Origin of the sequence: Streptomyces sp. NPDC049687, assembly GCF_044465285.1 — a bacterium.
Lineage (GTDB): Bacteria > Actinomycetota > Actinomycetes > Streptomycetales > Streptomycetaceae > Streptomyces.
The window spans coordinates 25,661-43,512 of sequence record NZ_JBITLN010000014.1; the positions used below are offsets into that span (position 1 = coordinate 25,661).

Consider the following 17,852-nt stretch of genomic DNA (forward strand, 5'->3'; position numbering starts at 1 on the left):
TGTGGGCAGGTCTCCTGCCTAAGGTCGGCGGGTGTACGCAGTCAAGGTCGTTCTCCTGTCGCCCCCGGCGTCCGAGGAACCCGCTCCGCCCGCCATCATGCCCAGTGACCGGCGGCTGGACGCCATCGCCCAGTACACCCGCGCGGCCCCGCGGCCGGGCATCGCGCATGTCACGCTGGCGCGGTGGGGCCGGCGCCTGGTGGGTATGACGTTCGTCGAGGCGGCCAGTCTCGACGAGGCGCTGGAACGGGCCCGCGACGGCTGGGAGTGGTGGCTGAGCCTGCCGGGGCTGCTGCCGGACTGGGTCCTGGGCGACTGCCGGCCCGACCGCTATCTGACTGGCATGACACTGCCATGTCCGCCAGAGGCCAGCGCAAAGCGCTGACAGCGGCACGACCACCGCTGAATGATCGGTCCCGGCAAACGATCGCCGCCCCGGCTTGAAGAATTGCAGAGGCACACCATGAGACACATCACCGGTCGAGCCGTCCGGACCGTTCTCGGCACCGTGGCAGCCCTCGCGACCCTGGCGCTGCCGCTGGTCCTCACCCACGCCACCGCGCCCTCACAGGGCGCCGGCTCCGGCCAGGTCCTGGCCATCGACTGGGACACGCTCACGGACCCGGGCGGCACGGACACGGGCAGCTGGGTCTGGGACGACCAGGAGTAGATCGCTCCGCACATGACGAAGGGGCGGGCGTCCGTACGGGGCGCCCGCCCCTTCGTCGTCCCCGCGTCATCCGCAGGTGCCGCCCGCCGACCGGGGCAGGGCGTCGGTCAGCGCCGCACGCTCGACGGCGATGTCGGCCGCGCCGACCGCCCAGACCTCGGGACCGGAGGACTCCTTCGTGAAGCCGGCCAGGACGTGGTCTCCCTCCGCCACCAGCGGGTCCACGTCCTCCTCCATCACGAACTCGACCGTCCCCGGGCTCTTCGCCGGCTTGTACGAGCGGGTCACGCGCAGGGTGATCCGCTCCTGACCGGTGCCCGCCACAGGAGCGACGCCCGTCACGTCACCCTCGACGACCAGCCGGGCACAGGACAGCCAGCCCGGATCGCCGAGGAGGCCGCCGGCCCCTGCCGCGCTCTCGTCGGTCGCCGCCTTGTCGGAGGCGCTCGACGCTCCCGAGTCGTCGTTCGCTCCCCCGCCCGTCCGGACGACCAGCCATCCGGTCCCCACGACCAGGGCACTGGCGGCCGCGACGCCCACGGCCCGCAGGGCGACGGGCAGGAAGGGACGCCGGGGCTGCCGTACCGGCCGTACGGGGGCGGGTTCCCGGGGGGGTTCCGTGAGCGCGTCGGCGATGACGCCCAGCTGTTCCCTCAGCAGCGCCACGTCGGCCGTGGCCTTGCGGTGGGCGGCCAGGCAGGCGGGGTCGGCGCGGGCCTCCTCGGGGAGCGGGGCGTCGGTGATCGCGGCCATCAACGCGTCCATGCCGTCGTAGCCCTCGGACGTCTCGTGGTCCTGTCCGGGCATGTCACACCACCTCGTCCTCGTGCAGGCGGGCGCGCAGGGCCCGGACCGCCGTGTGCAGGCGGCTCTTGACCGTGCCCTCCGGGACGCCGAGCTCCCGGGCGATGGAGCGCACCGGCAGATCCGCGAAGAACCGCAGGACGACGACCTGGCGCTGGGCGTCGGGCAGATCGTCCAGGCCCTGGGCGACGGCTAGGGAGAGGACGCTGGTGTCCTCGCCGGACGGGTGCTCGTGCTGGCGCAACGACGCCAGCCGCTCGCCCAGGCGTTCCTGGCGGCGCTTGGCGCGATGCCAGTCCATGGCGAGGTTGGAGGCGACGACCGCGGCCCACGCGGAGACGTCCCGCGGCGCCTCGTACCCCTTAGCGGCCCGCTCCAGCAGCCGCAGACGTACCTGCTGTACCCCGTCCAGCAGGTCCGCCTGAGGCACCCCGCCCAGCGCGAGCACCGCCCGCACCCGGCGTTCCTGCGCCGCGTCCAGAGGATCACCGTCAGCAGTGCCGTCCCCCTGGCCGCGGCGGGTCATTCTGCGCAGCACAGACACCCCTCCCTAGCCGCGTTTCCCCTACGACGCCGCAGCGCGCGGAAACGTTCAGAGGTGTACGTCACACCGTCGCGCGAGGCAGCACAGCTTGCGGCGCGGCCCCACCGTAGGGCGAATTCCTCCAGCTCAGAAGGGATGGGGCGGGATTTCCGCAACCGTCGATCAGGCCGGGGCGTCCCAGCCCTCGGGCATGCGGCGCAAAGAATTGGACAGGCTGACCCGGGTCGGCCGCATGATGGAAACGCCGCAGACATGCAGAAACACCGAGAGGGAGTCGCCGTGAGGGTCGGAATCGTCGGAGCCACCGGTCAGGTCGGCACGGTCATGCGCAGGATCCTCAAGGAACGGGCCGCGGCTTCTCCCCTCGGACCGGTCACCGAGCTGCGCCTGTTCGCCTCGGCCCGCTCGGCGGGGTCGGTTCTGGACGGCGTGACGGTGGAGGACGCGGCGACCGCCGACTACACGGGCCTCGACATCGTGCTGTTCTCCGCGGGCGGCGCCACCTCCAGGGCGCTGGCGGAGAAGGTCGCCGCGCAGGGCGCCGTGGTGATCGACAACTCGTCGGCCTGGCGCAAGGACCCGGACGTCCCCCTGGTCGTCTCCGAGGTGAACCCGCACGCGATCGCCCACCGCCCCAAGGGCATCATCGCCAACCCGAACTGCACCACGATGGCGGCGATGCCGGTCCTGAAGCCGCTGCACGAGGAAGCCGGTCTGGAGGCGCTGGTCGTCGCCACCTACCAGGCGGTGTCCGGCTCCGGTCTCGCGGGCGTGGCGGAGCTGCACGGCCAGGCGCAGAAGGTCGTCGCCGAGGCGGACAAGCTGACCCACGACGGCGAGGCGGTCGACTACCCCGAGCCGCAGGTCTACAAGCGCCCCATCGCCTTCAACGTCGTCCCGCTCGCCGGTTCCATCGTCGAGGACGGTCTGAACGAGACCGACGAGGAGCAGAAGCTCCGCAACGAGTCCCGCAAGATCCTGGAGATCCCCGGGCTGAAGGTCTCCGGCACCTGTGTGCGCGTCCCCGTCTTCTCCGGCCACTCCCTCCAGGTCAACGCCCGTTTCGCCCGCCCGATCAGCGCGGCGCGCGCGACGGAGCTGCTCGCCGGTGCCGAGGGCGTCGTCCTCACCGACATCCCGACCCCGCTCCAGGCCGCCGGCAAGGACCCGTCGTACGTGGGCCGCATCCGCGAGGACGAGACCGTCGAGCACGGCCTCGCCCTGTTCGTCTCCAACGACAACCTGCGCAAGGGCGCGGCGCTGAACGCGGTGCAGATCGCGGAGCTGGTGGCGGCGGAACTCGCCGCCGAGTAGGGCGTTCCCTCTGTTCAGGGGGCGGTCACCCACGGGTGGCCGCCCCCTGGCCGTCGAAAACCCGACTGCGGGTGACGTCGGCTCGCCCTTAGGCTGCCGGGATGACTTCTCGACTGTCAGCGCTCTGCTTCGGTGCGAGCCGGCCGCTGGATCTCGCGCGGTTCTGGTCCGGGGTCCTGGGGTGGGAGATGACCGAAGATCCCCGCGACGGTCCCACGCTTGTGCCCGGTGACGACACCGGGTTCAGCCTCCGCTTTCTTCCGGCCCAGGAGCCGAAGGTCGGCCAGAACCGGATGCACTTCGATCTGACGAGCACCTCCCTGGAGGACCAGCGGCAGACGGTGGCCAGGGCGCTGGAACTCGGCGCCCGGCACATCGACATCGGCCAACGCCCGGAGGAGGACCACGTGGTGCTCGCCGACCCCGACGGCAACGAGTTCTGCGTCGTCGGGCCGGACAACACCTTCCTCGCCGACTGCGGCTTCGTCGGAGCGCTGGCCTGCGACGGCTCGCAGGAGGTCGGGTACTTCTGGAGCGAGGCGCTGGGGTGGCCACTGGTCTGGGACCAGGACCAGGAGACCGCGATCCGCTCGCCGCACGGCGGTCCGAAGATCACCTGGGGTGGTCCGCCGTTGCTGCCGAAGACCGGCAGGAACCGGCTGCACTTCGACCTCGCTCCGGCTGTCCACGGTGACGGGCAGCCGGAGATCGACCGTCTGCTCTCCCTCGGGGCGACCCGCCTCGACACCGGCCAGGACGAGCCCGGCTGGATGATGATGGCCGACCCCGACGGCAACGAGTTCCGAGTGGCAAAGGTCTAGCCGTTCCGACGGACCTCTTGAAGTGCTCTGCGTCCGAGACGAGCGCGATCAGCTCCCCCGGCTCGCTGTGCCGCAGACAACACCGCAGGGGTGCCCCGCCCTCGTCGTCGACGCGGGCGACGACCGGACGCCCGGCGTCGTCGGCGACCCGCAACTCGCCGAGCGCGTCCGGCGGGATGGGCCGGGGGGTGTAGGTGGCGGCGGCGGAGAGGAGTGGGTCATGTGTCCCACCCTCCCGCCGAAGCCCCTGAGTCACCGGCGGTGTCCGGACGTCGAGGTCGCCCCGGGCGGGGTCGGGCGCCGGTGGGTCCCGGCCGCGATACTTCTACCGATCGGCCGGATGCGCGAGTCGGCAGGGCTGCCGGGGGAAGGGCGGCCAGGATCAGGCCTGCGCCCAGGGAGAGTGCGCCCGCCGCGCCCAGGGTGTCCGCTGTGCGGCCGCCGATAAACGCGCCCCCCGCGATCGCCGTGTTGAACAGACCGGCGGCCAGCGCCGAAGCGCCCTCGCGGGCCTCCTCGGGCAGGTTGGCCGACAGCCAGGTCTGGGCGGAGACGGAGACACCGCCGTACGCGAAGCCCCACAGCAGCAGGAGGGCGGTCGACGCGGGCAGTGAGGCCGCCGCCGGGACGAGCAGGGCGACGGTCGTGCCGAGGACCGCCGCGATGGCGTACAGGGTGCGGCGAGGGTCGCGGGCGGCGAGGGTGCCCGCGGTGAAGGTACCGGCGACGCCGGCCAGGCCGTAGCCGAGGAGGAGCGTGCTCACCCGGCCCGCCCCCAGCCCGGGCACCCGGTCCAGGACCGGGCGGACGTACGTGTACGCGGCGAAGTGACCGGTGACGAGCAGCCCCACGGCGAGCAGGCCCCGCCGTATCCGGGAATGGGCCGCCAGGTGCCTCAACTCCCGCAGTCGAAGAGGACGTTCGGCGGGAAGCGGCGGGAGGGCGAGGGCCAGCGCGACGGTCCCGGCGGCAGCCGGAGCGGCCGACGCGACGAACGCCCAGCGCCAGCCGGCGACCGCGCCCAGGAACGTACCGGCCGGAACACCGAGGACGGACGCGACGGCGACCCCGCTGAAGACCACCGAGGTGGCCCGCCCGACGGAGGCCGCCGGCACGAGCCGTACCGCGAGCCCGGCCGCGAGCGCCCACACCCCGCCGATGCAGACGCCGACCAGGGCACGGGCGGCGAGCAGCACCGTGATCTCGGGGGCGAGCGCGGACAGCAGGTCCGCCACGGCCAGGAGGAGCAGCAGCGCGCACAGCACATGGCGCCGGTCGGCCCGCCGCACGGCGACCGGCAGCAGCGGCGCGGCGACGGCGGCGACCAGCCCGGGCAGGGTGAGCGCGAGCCCGGCCGTCCCGTCCGAGACGCGCAGCCCGTCCCCGAGCGCGGGGAGCAGTCCGACGGGCAGCATCTCGGTGGTGACGACGGAGAAGGTGGCCCCGGCGAGGGCGAGGACGGCGGGCCAGGAGCCGGCGGGGGTGGGGGCGGTGTGGTCCGGGGAGACACTGGTGGGGGAGGTGGAGGACATGCCTCCACCATTCAGCTCCACGCGGAGCCTTCCCATCCCTGTCCCGGAGGGCGGACGGTCGCCATCCCCGGTGCCGACCGGGAACGTCGTCGCCCCACGCACCCCTCCCGTGGAAGGATGGCGCAACCCACCCATAACGAGGAGATGACCGCGTGCCTGGCACAAACCTGACTCGCGAAGAGGCGCAGCAGCGGGCGAAGCTGCTCACCGTTGACTCGTACGAGATCGATCTCGACCTCTCCGGCGCGCAGGAGGGCGGCACCTACCGGTCCGTGACCACGGTGCGCTTCGACGTGGCGGAAAACGGCGCCGAGTCCTTCATCGACCTGGTGGCCCCGGCCGTTCACGAGGTGACGCTCAACGGGGATCCACTGGACGCCGACGAGGTGTTCAAGGACTCGCGGATCGCTCTGCCGGGGCTTCTCCAGGGCCGCAACGTCCTCCGTGTCGTCGCCGACTGCGCCTACACCAACACCGGTGAGGGCCTGCACCGGTTCGTCGACCCGGTCGACGAGCAGGCGTATCTCTACACCCAGTTCGAGGTGCCGGACGCCCGTCGCGTGTTCGCGTCGTTCGAGCAGCCGGACCTGAAGGCGACCTTCCAGTTCACGGTGAAGGCGCCGACCGGCTGGACCGTCATCTCCAACTCCCCGACGCCCGAGCCCAAGGACGACGTCTGGGTGTTCGAGCCGACGCCTCGGATCTCCACCTACATCACCGCGCTCGTCGTCGGGCCGTACCACAGTGTCCACAGCGTGCACGAGAAGGACGGGCGGTCGGTTCCGCTCGGCATCTACTGCCGGCCCTCCCTCGCGGAGTTCCTCGACTCCGACGCGATCTTCGAGGTCACCCGGCAGGGCTTCGACTGGTTCCAGGAGAAGTTCGACTACGCGTACCCGTTCAAGAAGTACGACCAGCTGTTCGTGCCGGAGTTCAACGCGGGCGCGATGGAGAACGCGGGCGCGGTCACCATCCGCGACCAGTACGTCTTCCGGTCCAAGGTGACCGACGCGGCGTACGAGGTGCGCGCCGAGACCATCCTGCACGAGCTGGCGCACATGTGGTTCGGCGACCTGGTCACCATGGAGTGGTGGAACGACCTGTGGCTGAACGAGTCGTTCGCGACGTACACCTCCATCGCCTGTCAGGCGTACCACCCCGACTCGCGGTGGCCGCACTCCTGGACGACGTTCGCCAACTCCATGAAGACGTGGGCCTACCGGCAGGACCAGCTGCCGTCCACCCACCCGATCATGGCCGACATCCGCGACCTGGACGATGTCCTCGTCAACTTCGACGGCATCACCTACGCCAAGGGCGCGTCCGTCCTGAAGCAGCTCGTCGCGTACGTCGGCATGGACGAGTTCTTCAAGGGCGTCCAGGCCTATTTCAAGGCGCACGCCTTCGGCAACACGCGCCTGTCCGACCTCCTGGGCGCCCTGGAGGAGACCTCGGGGCGTGATCTGAAGTCCTGGTCGAAGGCGTGGCTGGAGACCGCCGGCATCAACGTCCTGCGCCCGGAGATCGAGACCGACGCGAACGGTGTCGTCACGTCCTTCGCGATCCGCCAGGAGGCCCCGGCCCTGCCGGCGGGTGCGAAGGGGGAGCCCACCCTGCGTCCGCACCGCATCGCCATCGGCCTGTACGACCTCGACGACGACAGCGGCAAGCTGGTGCGCGACGAGCGCGTGGAGCTGGACGTCGAGGGTGAGCTGACCGCCGTGCCGCAGCTGACCGGCAGGCGCCGTCCGGACGTCGTGCTCCTCAACGACGACGACCTGTCGTACGCCAAGGTCCGCCTGGACGAGAAGTCCCTCGCCTTCGTCACCGAGCACCTCGGCGACTTCGAGTCCTCCCTGCCCCGCGCCCTGTGCTGGGCGTCCGCCTGGGACATGACCCGGGACGCCGAACTGCCCACCCGCGACTACCTCTCCCTGGTGCTGTCCGGCATCGGCAAGGAGTCCGACATCGGCGTGGTCCAGTCGCTGCACCGGCAGGTCAAGCTCGCCATCGACCTGTACGCCGACCCGGCCACCCGCGAGGCCCTCCTCACCCGCTGGACCGACGCCACGCTGGCCCACCTGCGGTCCGCCGCCGCCGGCAGCGACCACCAGCTGGCGTGGGCCCGCGCCTTCGCGGCCACCGCCCGTACGCCGGAGCAGCTGGACCTGCTGGAGGCCCTGCTGGACGGTTCGCAGACGATCGAGGGCCTGGCCGTCGACACCGAGCTGCGCTGGGCGCTGGTGCAGCGGCTCGCCGCGGTCGGCCGGTTCGACGAGGCGGAGATCGCCGGCGAGTACGAGCGGGACAGGACGGCGGCGGGTGAGCGCCACGCCGCGACCGCCCGTGCCGCCCGTCCCACGCCGGAGGCCAAGGCGGAGGCCTGGGCGCAGGTCGTCGAGTCCGACAAGCTGCCCAACGCCGTCCAGGAGGCCGTCATCGGCGGCTTCGTCCAGACCGACCAGCGGGAGCTGCTCGCCCCGTACACGGAGAAGTACTTCGAGGTCGTCAAGGGCATCTGGGACTCCCGCTCGCACGAGATCGCCCAGCAGATCGCGATCGGCTTCTACCCGACGATCCAGGTCTCCCAGGAGACCCTGGACCGGACGGACGCCTGGCTGGCCTCCGCCGAGCCCAACGCGGCCCTGCGCCGCCTGGTCTCGGAGTCCCGCTCGGGCGTGGAGCGCGCGCTGAGGGCGCAGGCGGCGGACGCGCGGTAGTCCGTACGACGGTGAGGGCGCCCGGTGTCACACCGGGCGCCCTTTCTCACGCCCCCGTGAGGTGGGTGCGGGCGTCCTTGCGGAGGGCCGCGACCAGGCGGCCGCGGTCGCCGGCGCGGGTGGCCGGGGCGACCTGGCTCGGTTCGACGCCGTGCAGCGGGACGCCGGTGAGGTCGGGGCGCAGGCGGTGGCCGCGCACGCCGGCCGTGATGATCGAGATCCGGGGCGGGGGCGGCCATGGGGCGCCGGGCACCCTGGGCAGAGTGGCGGAACCCGGCTGCACGCCGTGGACGAGGAGACGGTGCCGTTCCGCGACATCACCTCGGTCACAGGCCGTCACCTGGACCTGCCGGTCCGGGGCATCTCCGCCGACGAGGCCGGAGCCCACTTCGGCCGGCTCGCCAACGTGGTCGGCCTCGACGTACGGGCGTCGAGCGAGCAGGAAGTGGCTGGGCTGGGAGCCGACGGGCCCCGGTCTCGTCGAGGACCTGGAAGAGGGCCACTGCTTCCGGGGACGGGAAGGCCCGAGTCCGCAAGAGCAGGGCAAGAAGATCAGGCCCTGCGGATCAAGCCCTGAGGATCAGGCCTTGGCCTTGCCCGGCTTCACCACGCGGTGCTCGGTCTTGGACTTGTCGAGCACCACCACCAGGCCGGTGATGAGGGCGAACAGCACGAGCGGGGCCACGACGTAGAGACCCAGCGTCTCGGCGACGCTCAGGCCGGTGCCGGGGTCGTCGCCGTCGTCGCGGGTCAGCGCGAGCGCGGGGGACGACATGAGCAGCATCATCAGCGTCGTGCCGGCGGCCAGGGCACCGGCGCGCAGGGCGTTCTTCTTGTCCACAGAGCAAAAGTAGCGAACGCCTCGAAGGCCCGCGCGCCCGGGGTGCCGTACGGGGCTCCTGGCCACCGCGCGCCTACCCCCCGGGCGCCGGCCGTGCCTCCCGCAGGACGTCGATCAGTGCGTGCAGCCGGGGTGAGGCGGCGAGTTCCTCCAGGGTCACCGGGCGCCCTTCCCCGTCGGCGACGGGCAGCCGCCAGTTCGGGTACTGGTCCCAGGTGCCCGGGAGGTTCTGCGGGCGGCGGTCGCCGACTCCGTCCGGGAGCCAGACGCCGAGCATGCGGGCGGGGGTGCGCAGCAGGAACCGGTGGACGGCCTGGACCTGCGCCTCCTCCGAGGAACGGTCGCTGCCGCCGCCGGTCCCGGCCAGCAGCCCGAGCCGGGTGAGCAGGGCCAGCCACTCCCCCGTGTCGGCGGCGGCCTCGGCGCGCTCCTCGTCCAGGGGGCGGGTCGACAGACCGAGCCGGTCGCGGAGTTCGACGTGTTCGCCGGTGAGGCGGGCGGCGGTGGACGGCAGGTCGTGGGTGGTGGCGGTGGCGAGGCAGTCGGCGCGCCAGCGGTCCGGAAGCAGGGGCCGCCCGTCGCCGTCCCAGTCCCGTTCGAACCACAGGACGGACGTCCCGAGCACCCCGCGCTCCCGCAGCGCCTCGCGCACCCCCGGCTCCACGGTGCCGAGGTCCTCGCCGATCACGACGGCACCGGCCCGCGAGGCCTCCAGCACCAGTACGGCGAGCATGGCCTCGGCGTCGTAGCGGACGTACGTACCCTCCGTCGGCGCTTCCCCCTGGGGCACCCACCAGAGCCGGAACAGCCCCATGACGTGGTCGATGCGCAGGGCGCCGGCGTACCGGAAGAGGGCTCTGAGCAGCCGCCGGTAGGGGGCGTACCCGGACGCGGCCAGCCGGTCAGGCCGCCACGGCGGCAGGCCCCAGTCCTGGCCGCGCGCGTTGAAGGCGTCCGGCGGGGCGCCCACGGACATCCCGGCGGCGAAGAACTCCTGCTGGGCCCAGGCGTCCGCGCCCTCCGGATGCACGCCGACCGCGAGGTCGTGCACGATCCCGATCCCCATCCCGGCCTCGCGCGCGGCCCTCTGCGCGGCGGTGAGCTGGGTGTCGGTGAGCCAGGCGAGGCGGGAGTGGAAGTCGACGCGGTCCATCAACGCGCCCCGGGCGCGGGCGGTCTCGGCCGAGCGGGGATCACGCAGTCCGTCCGGCCACCGCTGCCACTGCGACCCGTGCACCTCGGCGAGCGCGCACCAGGTGGCGTGGTCCTCCAGGGCCTGCCCCTGTTCGGCGAGGAAGTCGCAGTAGGCGGCGCGCCGTCCCGGCCCGAGGGGCACCTCGGCGACCAGCTCCAGGGCCCGCCGCTTGAGCTCCCACACCGCGTCCCGGTCGATCAGCTCCCCCTTCTCCAGCACGGCCGCCCGCAGCCGTCCGGCGCGCTCGGTCAGCTCGGGCAGCCCGCCCTGGACGTAGGCGTACTCGGGCACGTCCTCGACGCGCAGATGCACGGGGTCGGGGAAGCGGCGCGAGGAGGGCCGGTACGGGGAGGGGTCGGTCGGGGCCCCGGGTACGGCGGCGTGCAACGGGTTGACCTGCACGAACCCGGCCCCGAGCACCCGCCCGGCCCAGCCGGCCAGCTCCCCGAGGTCACCGAGGTCGCCCATGCCCCAGGAGCGGCGGGAGAGCAGGGAGTACAGCTGGACGAGGAGTCCGTACGAGCGTCCCGGCGGCGTCGGCAGCCGGGGCGGGGCCACGACGAGGTGGACACGGGCGGTGCGGCCGTCGGGGGCGGTGGCCGTCAGCCGGTGCACCCCGAGCGGGAGGCGCTCGACGCTGTCCCGGGTCTCGCCCTGCTCGGTCTCGATGTGCAGCCGGGTGCCCTCGGGGAGGGGGGCGAGGGCGTCGCAGGGGCTGCCGCTCCAGCACACGACCGTCGGCGGCAGCAGCCGCGCGCTCAGCTCGCGCTCCCGCGTGTCGAGCGCGGCCCGGACGGCCTGCGGGGTGCCCGCGTCGACGCCGAGAGCGGCGAGCGCGCGGGTGACGGCGGTGGGTGAGGCCGTGACCGTGCGGTCGGGGGCGGGCCGGTAGTGGGTGGCGACACCGTGCAGCGCGGCGAGCCGGGCGAGCTCCTCGCCGAGGGGTGCGGTCATCTAGGGCCTTTCAGATCCGAGAAGAGAGGCCCTATGGCCTCGTGGAGTCGGAGTCCGCGGCGGCGAGCGGCGGCTCGCTGGTGAGGGGCTCGGCGTCGGGCAGCGGAGGCTCGCTGGTGAGCGGGGCCTCGGCGCAGGCGCCTTCGGCGCTGAAAGCGCACAGGTGGGGCTCTGCGAGGAGGTGGGCGGAGAGTTCCGCCGGGCGTTTGGAGTGGGCCGGTGCGATCACGGTGAGCTCCTTCGGGGGTGCGGCCACGGTTATCGCAGGCCTACCCAGCGGACGCTAGGACAGACGTGCCGACCCCGCCGCGGTGCCCGGGGTCACCAAGGTCAGGCTGCCCCGTCGGACAGGGACTCTGCCCGGCCGCACCTTTCCCGTGGGGGGCCGGTGCCGGTAGACCGGGGAGCGACGGCTACAGAAAGATCCCATCATGCGCGCGCACCGCCCCGCGAGGAACGCCGGGCCCGGCGAGGTAAGAGCGTCGGCCCGGGCCGCCTCGGCCTCGCCCGTGCTGTCCACCGCCGGTCTCCTCGCCCTGCAGCGTGCCGCCGGGAACTCCGCCGCCACGCGCGCCGTTCAGCAGGCCCGCCACGCCGAGCAGCACCAGCACGGGGCCGGCTGCGGTCACGCGCAGGACGCCGCCGTGGTGCAGCGGTCCGCCGTCGAAGAGGTCCTGTCCTCTCCGGGACAGCCGCTCGCCGCTCCGCTGCGAGCGGAGATGGAGGCGCGCCTCGACGCCGACTTCTCCGACGTGCGCCTGCACACCGGCGCCGCCGCCCGGCGCTCCGCCGCCGGCATCGGCGCCCGCGCCTACACCTCCGGACGGCACGTCGTCATCGGCGACGGCGGCGGGGACAAGCGCACCCTCGCCCACGAACTCACCCATGTCATCCAGCAGCGACGGGGCCCGGTCCCCGGCACGGACATCGGGACGGGGCTGCGGGTCAGCGACCCGGCGGACCGCTGTGAACGCGCCGCCGAGGACAACGCGGCCCGGGTGATGAGCGGGCCGGTCCCGGCACGCGCCGGCACGACCGACGCGGCCTCGCCCGCGACGGGCGGCGCAGGGGGCGGGCGGTCCGCTCTCCCCGTACAGCGGATGATCCATCAGGAACCCAGTTACGTGGCGGCGGCGGGCGGCAAGGTCTCCCTGACCAACCGCGGTGACATCGACGTCGAGGAGCACGACGGCGAGACGTACGTCCGCGTCTACCAGACGGTGTTCGCGCCGGTCATGACCGGCGGCGGCCACAAGGACGTGCACCAGCGCGGGGACGGCTCCATCGACTTCCGCAACCAGCAGGACTCCGCCTGGCTGAACATGGGCCGCCCCTGGCGGTCGATGCACTACGTGCGCACCTACCAGGACCAGAAGAACCGCGGCGACGCCGGCGGCTTCGCCCGGCCGACGGCGCGGACGACCACGCTGGTGAGGTCCTTCCTCGTCCCGTTGGAGACCTACCGGCGGGTCACCGGGAACGCGGTCAGCGAGAAGCAGATCAAGTCCGCCCACGACCCCGGGAACCTGAGCCAGAGCACCGACAAGGCGAAGGACTCGGACCAGTACGAGATCCGCGGGGCGTGGATGGGCGAGGTCATCAGCACGGCGGTGCCGAACTCCCTCGTCACCTATGCCCCGGACGGCCTGGTCGAGGAGGTCCGGCAGGATGCCCGGCACGGCACGGTGCAGCCGATGAGCGCCCTGACGGGCCGGTTGGGCATGCCGGACTTCGAGGACTTCCCCGAGTACCGGCCCGCCGACGAGCGGCGGGACAGGCTCGTACTTCCGCTCGACGACAAGGGCAAGATGCCCAAGGCCTCGGCCCAGGAGGCGCACATCGAGCGCCTCGCCGGGCTGCTCGCCGCCGCGTTCCCGAAGGACAGGAACACCACGACCCGCCGCGCCAAGGACGCCCGCAGCGAACTCAAGCGCCTCTGCGGGCTCTCCGCGGTCAAGGACCGCGACATCGACTGGACGGCGGTCCGGGACCGGATCCGGCGGGCGATGAACTACGCGGGAATGCCCGCCGTACTGGCCGAGGTCTACTCCGAGGCCAAGGAGAAGGCGTCCGGGCCGAACGCCGGCGGCTTCCCCGTCCGCAACTTCGGCAGCGGCTGACCGAACCCGCCGCACCGACGGCGCCCCGGGCGTGAACCGGTGGGGCGGAAGCCGTCGATAGACGGGGTGTGAGACGGTTCCGGCCCGTGAGGGGCCTTGCGGAGAGCGATACGGACGCGGCGTTGCTGCGGGCCGTGGCGGACGGGGACGCCGGGGCGTTGGGGACGCTCTACGACCGGCATGCGGGGTGGTTGTACGCCCGGCTGGTCCGGCGCTGCGGCGATGCCGAGGTGGCGCGGGAGGTGGTGCAGGACACCTTCGTGACCGTGTGGCGGTCGGCGGCCGGGCACCGGGGCGGGGAGGCGGGCGGCTGGCTGTGGACCATCGCCGCCCGGCGGCTCGTCGACGCGCGGCGGGTGCGGGAGCGGGCCGGCAGGATCGAGACGGCGCCCCTCGACGCCGACGCCGCCTCCGCCCGCGTCGAGGCGCCCTCCGCCGAGGAGCGGGTGCTGGCCGGGCTGGAGTTCGGCGATGTCGGCACCGCCCTCGACCGGATCTCGCCCGAGCTGCGGGAGGTGCTGCGCGCGACCGTCGTAGACGGGCTCACCACCCGTGAGGCGGCCCGGCTGCTCGGCATACCCGAGGGCACCGTCAAGACGCGCGCGATGCGGGCCCGCGCCGAACTCCGCGCCGCCCTGGCCCAGTTGAACCCCGCTCCGACCTCGGGAGGCCTGGCATGAGCACCGGTACCGACCCCTGGCACGCGTCCGGCGACCTCGCCGCCCGCTACGCCGACGGCACCCTCCCGGAGGCCGACGCCTGGTCCCTGGAGAAGCATCTGGAGCGGTGCGGGGGGTGCGCGGAACGCGTCTCGGCGGCCGTACGGCGACTGCCCGTGCCCGGGCTGGTCCTCGCCGGGGTTCGGGAGACGGTGCTGAAGGACGTGCGGGAACACGTGCCGGCACCGCCGTCCCCGCGTGCCCGCCTGTGGTCCTCCTTCCTGGCCCGTGCCCTGTGGGCCGCCGGTCCCGCCGTCCGCGGTGCCTGGCTGCCCACCGTGCTGCTGGTCGCCCTGGGAGCGCTCGGCCTCGCGTACGGCGCGGATGTCGAGGGCGCCCGGCCGCTGCTCCTCGCCCTCGCGCCGGTCGTGCCCGTCGCCGGGGTCGCCCTGTCCTACGGGCAGTACGCCGATCCGCTGCACGAGATCGCGGCGGCCACGCCGAACGGCGGGCTGCGGCTGGTGCTGACGCGGACGGCCGCCGTCCTCGGGGTCAGCCTGCCGCTGCTCACCCTCACCGGTCTGCTGCTGCCCGCCTCCGGCGCTCCGGGCGCGGCCGCCTGGCTGCTGCCGGGCCTCGCGCTGACCCTCGCCTCGCTGGCCCTAGCCGGGTACGTGGGCTGCCGCGCCGCCACGGCGGTGATCGGCGGGGGCTGGCTGTGCGTGGTCCTCGTCCCGGCGCTGACCGCCTCCGGCGGCCGGGCCCTCGCCGGGCTGGCGGAGCAGCTCGACCGCTGCCTCGACGGCCCCCTCGCCCAGGGCGGCTGGGCGGGCGCGGCCGTGCTGAGCGCCGCGCTGCTGGCCGCGCGCCGTTCCGCCTACGACCAACCGTCGGCCCGGCGCTGAACCAGAACCCACAGCTCGTCTCTCGACAGCCTGGAGAACAAGACGTGAGCACCATACGCGTGAGCGGACTGCGCGTCCGCCACCGCAGAACCGTCGCCCTGGACGCCGTCGACCTCGACCTCGGCCTCGGCGTGCACGGCCTGCTCGGCCCCAACGGCGCCGGGAAGACCTCCCTGATCCGGGTGCTGGCCACCGTGGCGCAGCCCGACGCCGGCCGGGTGGAGATCCTCGGCGAGGACGCAGGCGACCCCCGGCGGCGGGGTGCGGTCCGCGCCCGGCTCGGCTATCTGCCGCAGGAGTTCGGCTACTACCCGGGGTTCACGGTGCGCGAGTTCGTCGCGTATGTGGCGTGGCTGAAGGACATGCCCGTCGCCGGGACCCCGGCCGCTGTCGAGCGCGCCATCGCGCGGGTCGGCCTCGAAGGCCGCGCGGACGCGAAGGTGAAGACGCTGTCCGGCGGCATGATCCGCCGCGTCGGCATCGCCCAGGCCATCGTCAACGAGCCCGACGTGCTGCTCCTCGACGAGCCCACGGCGGGCCTCGACCCCGAGCAGCGCGTCGAGTTCCGTGAGCTGCTGCGCGACCTGGGCGCCCGCGCCACGGTCGTCGTCTCCACCCACCTGGTGGAGGACGTGGCCGCCGCCTGCACCGAGGTCACCCTCCTGGAAGCCGGCCGGGTCGCCTACCAGGGCACCCCCGCGTCCCTGACCGGACTCGGCGAGGGGCCCGACGGCGTCGGCGACAACCCCATCGAACGTGGCTACACGGCCGCCCTGCGCGCCCACCGCACCCGGGCGGAGGCGGCGCGATGACCCTCGTGGCGAAGCCGAAGACCCGGCGGCGAAAGGCCGCGCACCCGCTGCGCGCCGAGGCCGGGCGCGGGTTCGCGCCCTGGGCCGCAGCCGCCGGCCTCCTCACGCCGGCCGTGCTGCTGGCGGCCGTGGCGGACCGCTGGCAGGGCGGCTGGGCCGAGACCCGTACCGAGCTGCACAGCGTGCTGCTGGTCCTGGTGCCGCTCGCGGCGGCCGCGGGCTGCCGGCAGGGCGGGCGGGAACGGCGGCGGGGCACCGAGGAACTGTGGGGGACGGCCGTACGCCTGCCGCTCGCGCGGTTCCTCGCCTCGGCGCTGCCGGTCGCGCTGGGGATGGCGGCGGGGTATCTGGTGGCCGCCGCCGGGGCGCTCCTCGCGACCTGGCCGTACGCCCGGGGCGACCGGCCGCATCTGGACCTGCTGCCGACCGACGCGGTGGTGCTCGCGGCCGCCGCGGTGGCCGGGCATGTGGTGGGGCGGCTTATCCCCTGGCGGGCGGCGGCGCCGCTGCTCGCGCTCGGCGGGTACCTCGGCCTGGCCCTGACGGGGCGGGCGGACACCGGCGTCGGCCGCTCTCTGGACCCGGCGATCCCGGTGAGCGAGGGCCTGGTCCCGGTGGTGTGGCAGCCCGGGGCGATGGCGGTGTGGACCGTCGGGCTGACGGCGGCCGCGGTGCTGGCGTACGCGGCCCGGCGCCGGTGGACGGCCCTGCCGCCGCTGGCGGCGGCCGTGACGGCGGGCGCGCTGCTGGTGGGGACCGGGGACGGGCTGTGGCGGACTGACCCGGTCGGTGGCCGTCAGGTGTGCGACACCTCGACCACGCCCCAGGTGTGTGTGAACGCCCGCTACGGCGAGCTGCTGCCGCAGGTAACGGCCGCGCTGTCGGGGGTCACCGGGCGGCTGGAGGGCGTACGGAACCTGCCGGTGCGGTTCGAGGACCACTCCGGCGAGCCGCGCGACGGCGAGGTCCAGCTGCCGATGCTGACACCGATCGGCTGGTCGGTCGTGCGGGGGCGGCTGACCGATCCGGAGCAGTACGCGTGGGAGGCGGTGATGATGCTGGAGGGCAGGGGGGACTGCCCGGAGCTGGACCCGGACCTGCGCCTGGCGGACGACGCCGTGGAGCACTACCTCGCGCCGAGCCCCGCCGAGCAGACGTTCGACGAGCTGGACGCGAAGGGCGACGAGGAGCGTCGTCGTGGGCTCGCGCAGCGCAGGGCGGCCCGTGCCGCGCTGGCCTCGATGGGCGGGGACGAGCGCCGCAGGTGGCTGTCGGCGTACTTCGAGTCGGTGGGCGACTGCGGCGCGAGCGAGGTGCCGGCCCTGTGAGCGGTGTGCTGCTGTACGTCCGTTCCCGGGCCGTGCCCGGGGCGCTCGCCGCGCTCGCCGGGACCGCCGTCCTCGCTCTGTGGGCGGCGGCCCGGACGGGCTCCGGGCCGGATCGGGACCGGCTGCTGCCGCTCCTGGCGCTGGCCCCGCTGCTGGCGGCGGCGGTGATCGGCGCGAGCCTGTACACCGCCGCCGAGGAACTGGACCGTACGGCCGTGCGCCCCTGGTGGCCACGTCGGCTGACCCAGTTGGTCGGCCTGACGGCGTCGGCGGCGGCGCTGCTGCCGCTCGCCGTGCTCGGGGAGGGGCTCGCGTTCGGCCCGTCGGTCATGATCCGCAACCTGCTGGGCTGCACGGGCGTCGCGGCGGCCGCGGCGGTCCTGGTGGGCGCCCGGCTGAGCTGGCTGCCGACATGCGCTTGCGTCGGCGCGGTGTACCTGGCGTCCACGGGGGTACGCCGGCGGGCGGTCGCGGCGGGGGTGTGGCCGGGGCAGCCGGCGCAGGTGACGGCCGCGTGGGTGTCGGCCGCGAGTGTGTTCGTGCTGGGCACGGTCCTGTACGCCGTACGGGGCGCCCGTCCCGAAGGGCCCCGTGGCTGACCCTGCCGGGCGCCGGCGCCACGGGGCATGAAGA

Annotated in this window: 18 protein-coding genes and 1 pseudogene; 11 read left to right on the plus strand and 8 right to left on the minus strand. The window is 73.8% G+C overall.

Annotation, left to right across the window (positions count from 1 at the left end):
* Positions 1–31 precede the first annotated feature (31 nt).
* Both ACIBVL_RS34005 and ACIBVL_RS34010 read left to right on the plus strand, forming a co-directional pair.
* Complete coding sequence (locus tag ACIBVL_RS34005; RefSeq protein ID WP_399103397.1) at positions 32–385, plus strand: hypothetical protein; 354 nt, start codon at positions 32–34, stop codon at positions 383–385.
* A 78-nt stretch (positions 386–463) separates the two neighbouring features.
* A complete protein-coding gene (locus tag ACIBVL_RS34010; protein WP_399103399.1) occupies positions 464–670 on the plus strand; it encodes a hypothetical protein in 207 nt (68 codons plus the stop codon).
* Positions 671–736: 66 nt separating this feature from the next.
* On the opposite strand, the gene ACIBVL_RS34015 is transcribed toward ACIBVL_RS34010, so the two are convergent.
* The gene (locus ACIBVL_RS34015) at positions 737–1,477 is read right to left on the minus strand and encodes a hypothetical protein (RefSeq protein ID WP_399103401.1); all 741 of its coding nucleotides are present in this window, start codon (positions 1,475–1,477) and stop codon (positions 737–739) included.
* A gap of 1 nt (position 1,478) precedes the next feature.
* Entirely contained in the window at positions 1,479–2,012 is a 534-nt protein-coding gene (locus tag ACIBVL_RS34020) for a sigma-70 family RNA polymerase sigma factor (RefSeq protein ID WP_399103403.1), read from the minus strand.
* A 285-nt stretch (positions 2,013–2,297) separates the two neighbouring features.
* Between ACIBVL_RS34020 and ACIBVL_RS34025 the strand changes: the two genes are divergently transcribed.
* Entirely contained in the window at positions 2,298–3,332 is a 1,035-nt protein-coding gene (locus tag ACIBVL_RS34025; RefSeq protein WP_399103405.1) for an aspartate-semialdehyde dehydrogenase, read from the plus strand.
* Positions 3,333–3,433: 101 nt separating this feature from the next.
* Positions 3,434–4,153, plus strand: coding sequence for a VOC family protein (locus ACIBVL_RS34030; protein ID WP_399103407.1), 720 nt, complete (start codon positions 3,434–3,436; stop codon positions 4,151–4,153).
* 28 nt (positions 4,154–4,181) lie between these two features.
* Here the strand turns inward: ACIBVL_RS34030 and ACIBVL_RS34035 are convergent.
* Both ACIBVL_RS34035 and ACIBVL_RS34040 read right to left on the minus strand, forming a co-directional pair.
* Positions 4,182–4,331: pseudogene (locus tag ACIBVL_RS34035) on the minus strand (DUF1203 domain-containing protein); the annotation flags it as partial.
* A 40-nt stretch (positions 4,332–4,371) separates the two neighbouring features.
* On the minus strand, positions 4,372–5,685 hold the full coding sequence (locus ACIBVL_RS34040) for an MFS transporter (protein ID WP_399103409.1): 1,314 nt from the start codon (positions 5,683–5,685) through the stop codon (positions 4,372–4,374).
* Between the two features lie 152 nt (positions 5,686–5,837).
* Here ACIBVL_RS34040 and pepN point away from each other — a divergent pair, with 152 nt between their 5' ends.
* Positions 5,838–8,405 (plus strand): aminopeptidase N, encoded by a 2,568-nt coding sequence (gene pepN / locus ACIBVL_RS34045; RefSeq protein WP_399103411.1) that lies wholly within the window; start codon positions 5,838–5,840, stop codon positions 8,403–8,405.
* Between the two features lie 46 nt (positions 8,406–8,451).
* On the opposite strand, the gene ACIBVL_RS34050 is transcribed toward pepN, so the two are convergent.
* The 4 genes from ACIBVL_RS34050 to ACIBVL_RS34065 all read right to left on the minus strand — a co-directional run bounded on the left by ACIBVL_RS34050 (position 8,452) and on the right by ACIBVL_RS34065 (position 11,624).
* Entirely contained in the window at positions 8,452–8,658 is a 207-nt protein-coding gene (locus ACIBVL_RS34050) for a hypothetical protein (RefSeq protein ID WP_399103414.1), read from the minus strand.
* A gap of 327 nt (positions 8,659–8,985) precedes the next feature.
* Positions 8,986–9,246 carry a hypothetical protein gene (locus ACIBVL_RS34055; protein WP_399103416.1) on the minus strand — a complete coding sequence of 87 codons (261 nt, stop codon included), beginning with the start codon at positions 9,244–9,246 and terminating at the stop codon, positions 8,986–8,988.
* Positions 9,247–9,319: 73 nt separating this feature from the next.
* Positions 9,320–11,395, minus strand: coding sequence for a 4-alpha-glucanotransferase (gene malQ / locus ACIBVL_RS34060; protein ID WP_399103418.1), 2,076 nt, complete (start codon positions 11,393–11,395; stop codon positions 9,320–9,322).
* A 31-nt stretch (positions 11,396–11,426) separates the two neighbouring features.
* Positions 11,427–11,624, minus strand: a complete 198-nt coding sequence (locus tag ACIBVL_RS34065; RefSeq protein WP_399103420.1) for a hypothetical protein — start codon at positions 11,622–11,624, stop codon at positions 11,427–11,429.
* 202 nt (positions 11,625–11,826) lie between these two features.
* Here ACIBVL_RS34065 and ACIBVL_RS34070 point away from each other — a divergent pair, with 202 nt between their 5' ends.
* From ACIBVL_RS34070 to ACIBVL_RS34095, 6 genes are all read left to right on the plus strand, one after another.
* Entirely contained in the window at positions 11,827–13,515 is a 1,689-nt protein-coding gene (locus tag ACIBVL_RS34070) for a DUF4157 domain-containing protein (protein WP_399103423.1), read from the plus strand.
* Between the two features lie 68 nt (positions 13,516–13,583).
* Positions 13,584–14,195 (plus strand): RNA polymerase sigma factor, encoded by a 612-nt coding sequence (locus tag ACIBVL_RS34075; protein WP_399103425.1) that lies wholly within the window; start codon positions 13,584–13,586, stop codon positions 14,193–14,195.
* Entirely contained in the window at positions 14,192–15,079 is an 888-nt protein-coding gene (locus tag ACIBVL_RS34080; RefSeq protein WP_399103427.1) for a zf-HC2 domain-containing protein, read from the plus strand. The genes ACIBVL_RS34075 and ACIBVL_RS34080 overlap by 4 nt, the downstream gene beginning before the upstream one ends.
* A gap of 44 nt (positions 15,080–15,123) precedes the next feature.
* Positions 15,124–15,891, plus strand: a complete 768-nt coding sequence (locus ACIBVL_RS34085) for an ATP-binding cassette domain-containing protein (protein WP_399103430.1) — start codon at positions 15,124–15,126, stop codon at positions 15,889–15,891.
* Positions 15,888–17,219, plus strand: coding sequence for a hypothetical protein (locus tag ACIBVL_RS34090; protein ID WP_399103432.1), 1,332 nt, complete (start codon positions 15,888–15,890; stop codon positions 17,217–17,219). Before ACIBVL_RS34085 ends, ACIBVL_RS34090 begins: the two co-directional genes overlap by 4 nt.
* A complete protein-coding gene (locus tag ACIBVL_RS34095; protein ID WP_399103435.1) occupies positions 17,216–17,818 on the plus strand; it encodes a hypothetical protein in 603 nt (200 codons plus the stop codon). The genes ACIBVL_RS34090 and ACIBVL_RS34095 overlap by 4 nt, the downstream gene beginning before the upstream one ends.
* Positions 17,819–17,852 lie beyond the last annotated feature (34 nt).

Coding starts and splice junctions, on each gene's coding strand:
- ACIBVL_RS34090 (WP_399103432.1), top strand. CDS start 15,888: ATGACCCTCGTGGCGAAGCCGAAGACCCGGCGGCGAAAGGCCGCGCAC.
- ACIBVL_RS34010 (WP_399103399.1), top strand. CDS start 464: ATGAGACACATCACCGGTCGAGCCGTCCGGACCGTTCTCGGCACCGTG.
- ACIBVL_RS34030 (WP_399103407.1), top strand. CDS start 3,434: ATGACTTCTCGACTGTCAGCGCTCTGCTTCGGTGCGAGCCGGCCGCTG.
- ACIBVL_RS34040 (WP_399103409.1), bottom strand. CDS start 5,685: ATGTCCTCCACCTCCCCCACCAGTGTCTCCCCGGACCACACCGCCCCC.
- ACIBVL_RS34080 (WP_399103427.1), top strand. CDS start 14,192: ATGAGCACCGGTACCGACCCCTGGCACGCGTCCGGCGACCTCGCCGCC.
- ACIBVL_RS34015 (WP_399103401.1), bottom strand. CDS start 1,477: ATGCCCGGACAGGACCACGAGACGTCCGAGGGCTACGACGGCATGGAC.
- malQ (WP_399103418.1), bottom strand. CDS start 11,395: ATGACCGCACCCCTCGGCGAGGAGCTCGCCCGGCTCGCCGCGCTGCAC.
- ACIBVL_RS34070 (WP_399103423.1), top strand. CDS start 11,827: ATGCGCGCGCACCGCCCCGCGAGGAACGCCGGGCCCGGCGAGGTAAGA.